The 4,329-nt window shown below is 72.0% G+C and carries 3 protein-coding genes and 1 pseudogene; 2 read left to right on the top strand and 2 right to left on the bottom strand.

Annotated elements, in window-relative coordinates; genetic code table 11:
• Both IE94_RS40700 and IE94_RS0134025 read right to left on the bottom strand, forming a co-directional pair.
• A pseudogene (locus tag IE94_RS40700) lies at nt 1-504 on the bottom strand (hypothetical protein); the annotation flags it as partial.
• 1,176 nt (nt 505-1,680) lie between these two features.
• The gene (locus IE94_RS0134025; RefSeq protein ID WP_030192207.1) at nt 1,681-2,079 is read right to left on the bottom strand and encodes a hypothetical protein; all 399 of its coding nucleotides are present in this window, start codon (nt 2,077-2,079) and stop codon (nt 1,681-1,683) included.
• A gap of 53 nt (nt 2,080-2,132) precedes the next feature.
• Between IE94_RS0134025 and IE94_RS0134030 the strand changes: the two genes are divergently transcribed.
• Entirely contained in the window at nt 2,133-2,336 is a 204-nt protein-coding gene (locus IE94_RS0134030; protein ID WP_030192209.1) for a hypothetical protein, read from the top strand.
• Nucleotides 2,337-3,060: 724 nt separating this feature from the next.
• Nucleotides 3,061-3,888 (top strand): hypothetical protein, encoded by an 828-nt coding sequence (locus IE94_RS0134035; protein WP_157849443.1) that lies wholly within the window; start codon nt 3,061-3,063, stop codon nt 3,886-3,888.
• Nucleotides 3,889-4,329 lie beyond the last annotated feature (441 nt).

A 4,329-nucleotide genomic window follows, 5' to 3' on the forward strand; every position in this document is an offset into this window, starting at 1 on the left:
CCGCGCCGAATCGAGGCCCAGTGACTGTACGCGTGCCACCTCCTGCCCATATTCCGGCCGGTCCCGCAGCGCTGCGACTATCCGCCCCTGCTCGACAGCAAGGACACGGTCGGCCCCGTCCCACAGAGCGACAAGGGTGTCGGCGGACCAGTTCGCCGGAACGGACGGCGCACGGCTCAGCCACGTCTCGGCGAACACCCGCCTGGCAGGTGGCATGCCGCCGGACACTCCGTCGCCCCTGGTGGCCGTCGTGGGGCCGGGGCCCGGCGCCGTGCCCGCCGTGGGACCGGGATCCGGGGCCGTGTCCGCCGTTGGGCCGGGATCCGGGGCCGTGTCCGCCGGACCGTCCTCGGAGTCCACGTCCATCTGCTGATCCTGGCCGGCCGGGTCCACGTCCATTGGCTGGTCCTGGGCGGCCGGATCCGCCGCGTCCAGAGCGGCCCGCCACTGCGGTACCCGCTCGTCGAGGACGTCGTACAACCCCTCGTTCGATCCCCACCTCACGATCGAAACGTTGCAGTTGGTCCACACGGGTTTTTTCGAGCATGTTCAGGAACAGACGACCGGGATTTCCCTCCCGCAGCTCCCACCAGTTACCGAGTCGCATCGCTTCGGCGATGAGGGAAGTCCTCTCCGGGTCTGCGTTGATTCCGGATTGCGTGAAACGCCTGTGCTGCGTCCGGTAGCGCCTCTGCTCCAGCTCCGCAGGGCTCGCCGCCGGCTGGGGTTCACGAGGCTTACGAGGCCGCGCACGGCGCACCGTTCCGTCGGAGAGGAAGATCCTGTCTTTGCCGTTGCGCCTACGTGTCTCCATTTCCACACCGAAGTGACGGAAGGCACCGAGCAGATGCGTGTCCTCGGGATTTATACCGCTCGTTGCCAGGCGGGTGACGAGAACGGATGCCCTCCTCAACAGATCGTCACCACCTGCCGTGGGCGGACGGGTACCGATCTTTTCGGGGAAAGCACGGTAATAAGCGTTGATCACCGCGACTCGGTCCCGGGTCACACGGGACACGTCCGCGTCGGCAGGTATGACGTATTTATTGAAGCCGTCCGGATCGGCTGCGGTCTCCTCCGGCGCCCCTTCTCTGTGGATCACACCGAGATCGAGCAGCGCTTGCCGCGTCAACTCGTGCAATTTCGCACCGGCGCGTGCCCGGCCGACCCAGCTGCTGAGCGCCGGTTCGGGTATGTAGCTCCGATTCCTGCGCGGGGTGTGGGTGGTGGCGGTGATGCCCTCGGCGGATCCGAACATGAAGATGTGCCGCCGCACCGCCCGCAGCCTGTCGGCTTCCTTCCGGGGAATATCCTGCGGAAGCGGACGGAAGACCGGGTGGTCAGGGGGCAGAGGCCAGTGCTCGGCCCCCCATCCCTCACCGCGGTCGAGATGCTGTGCGTTCCACTGGTACGCGTGGTTGAGGCGGCTGATCTCGGCGAGGGGGAGGTGAACGCCGTGAGCGTCTTTGACGTGTTCCCAGACTCCTCCCAGCGTGTCATCGAGGCCCGCCCCGGAGGCTCTTCTGCTTCTGAGCAGCTTGAAGAGTTCCCGGTTCCGCTCGGGCGTCAGGGTGGGGCCCGTTCCCTGAGGCACCGGGAATTCCGCAGGGACGGGCGCCGCGTGCCACAGCATCCATGCGGCGGCGCCGAGGACCTGTTGGGCCTGCGGTCCGGGGAGGGCTATGTGCGTGTCCACGTCGAGGACAGTGCCATACCCTCGGGTTCCGGCGTCGGCGAGGCGGAGGAGTCTCCTTCGAACAGGCTGCCGTCCGATGAGTCGGCGCCGGGCGAGGGGGCGAAAGAGGTGTCCTCCGCGGTGTCGGTGTCGGTGCTGGTGTCGGCCGCGGGGCCGGTGGTGCCGGGCGGGGACCACATGGCCACCGTGGTCCCGGCGGGAAGGGGAGCGTCGTAGGGCAGGGTGGGCGCCCAGTGCTCGGCTCCCTCACCGTGGTCGAGCCGGACCAGTGTGAGATCGGGCCGTCCGGTCTGCGACGCGGCTTCACCGGCCAGCGAGTACTCCGCGATACGGGTCGCGTGACGGGGGTTCCACTGGACCACGCGGACGTGGACGCCGAACATCCGCGCGGTGAGTTCGGGGAGTGCGTGTGCAGTCCCGTGGTGAGGAGGAAGGAGTGGAAGAAGCAGTCGCCGTCCCCGCGTACGTCCCCCACGCGCAGGGAGCCGTTCAGCGCCGCCCGCACCTGTGCCAGGCCCTCGCCCGCCGGCAGCGGCGTTCCGTCCGCCCGGGTGTGCGGCAGCCACGCCGGAGTGTCCGGGTGCTCCGCACCGGATCCGTCGAGGGCCGGCCCGCCGGCGGCACCGCCACGCAGCCGTAGCGCCGGTCCCCGCGTCGCGGTGAGCGCCGTTTCGACGAGGGGGTCCGAGGTGGTGGAGGTCACAGGGACCTCGGCGGCACCTGCCGTCGCACCTGCCGTCGCGCCTGCCGGCGCCACGAGCCCCGCGATCCACTGGGAGATCTCCTCCCGCGACCCGGGAACGTGGTCCACCGCGTTCACGGAGGGGATCTGCTCGGCATGCGCAGGCCCCCCCGTGAGCGTGACACTGCCATCGGACCGATCACTACCGGTCAGAGCGTGGCGGACCTCCCCGGTGTGCATGCCGCCGGACGACTCGGGAATCCGGCCCGCCTTCAGCACCTTCACCAGCCCTGCCGCGTAGGGTGTGCCGATCTTCCCGTTCGCCACGGCATTCAGCAATGCGTCACCGAGAACCTCGCGACTCTTCCGGTCCCAGTCCCCGCCCGGGCGGACCGGGAAAACACGCACAGGTCGGCGAACCAGCGCTCCCGCGTTGTCGGAGTCGGCAGCGGCGACCGGCCTCAACGGGTGGGGCACCGCGGCCTCGTCGGCGGTGCTCTTCCTCGTGTCGTCGGCCGTCGTGGTGAGGCCGGCGATCCACTCGGAAATCTCCTCCCGCGACCGCGGCAACCGCGTGTCCCCCGCTGCCTTCTTCGATCCGTCCACCGCGGTCTTGTCGTCGGTTCCGGTGGCGTCCACGAGGGTGTCGCCTGATTCGGACAAGGCATCGACGAGGGTCTGCGTGTCGTCGTCGGACGCGGTGTCCGTCGCCGTGGTGATCTCGTCGTCGGCCGTGGTCGGCACCACGTCCCGGTCCGAAGCCCAAGTCACGGTGGCGGGCCGCGACACTGTGGACGGGCGGACGGGTGCGCTGTCGCCTTCCCCGGTGTCCTGGACGGCCGGGATTATCCCCGGCTGGTCGGACTCCACCGGCTCCCGCGACTCGGCATTCGTCGGCGGGTCGGTCTTCTCACCGGCTCGTCCGCGGCCCGTGCCCGGCTGCGTCTGCGTCTGCGGCACGGTCCGGGTGGTGTCCGCCTCTGCGGCGGGCAGCGCGGAGGACACCGTCGTGATCGACATGGCGGCGGGCGGGCCGGTGACCGAGGTGTCGGAGAGGTTCTCCTCGGGGACGGCGTTGGCCGTGGTGGCGGCGCCGGAGCGGGTCGGCGTCGGGTCGGCGGTCGTCGTGTCGGCGTCGGCCTGGGTGGTGGTGTCGGTGTCTGCGCCCCCGTGGTGTTCCGTGCTCCGGTTGCTGGTGCCGTTCGCGGCCGTGGTGTGGCCGGTGGCGTCGCCCTTGGCCACCGCCGACGGGGAGTGGCTGCTGCCCGCCGCCGCGCCGCCGGGCGCAGCGGTGCCGCCCGCGGCGGGAGCGGGAGCGGTCTGGCCGGACGTGGGCACCGCGCCCGCACCGGCCCCGGAGGACGCGGACGCAGGAGCGGTGGCCGCGGGCGACCTGTGCTGTGTGCCGGGGGTTTCCTCGTCCTCCTGGCCGCCGGTGGCCTCCTGCGGCGGCGGGCCCTCGACACCGTCTGCGGTGGGAGCCGAGCGGCCTCCCGCCGTAGCGGTGTGAGGCGCGCCGGACGGAGCAGCGCCCTGGGCCCCGGCGGCGGGCGGCAGCGCGGGGTCCGTCCCAGTCGACGGCTGCCCGTCCGCAGCGTCACCGGCAGGCGTCTCGAACGCCGCGTCGGACGCGCCGTGCCCGCCCACGGTCCGCACCGGCTGGCTCCCACCCCCGCCCGGAACCGTCACCGAACCAGCACCAGCACCAGCACCAGCACCGGCGGACGGCTGCCCGGCACCGGCGGCCGGCCGGCCCGTGCCGGTACCGGCCGGGGCCAGCTGCCCCGTGCCCGCACTGACGGCGGACGGGTTCGGGGCGTCGATCCCGGAGACGGTACGCACCGGCGCCGGCGAGCCGGGAGCGGACCCGGGCGAGAACGGCACCCCGCCCGGCACCTGCGGGCCGGGGCCCGGCACGACTGGACCCGCGTCCGCACCGGCCCCGCCGGCC

Origin of the sequence: Streptomyces violaceorubidus (assembly GCF_000717995.1) — a bacterium.
In the GTDB taxonomy this organism is placed as follows: domain Bacteria; phylum Actinomycetota; class Actinomycetes; order Streptomycetales; family Streptomycetaceae; genus Streptomyces; species Streptomyces violaceorubidus.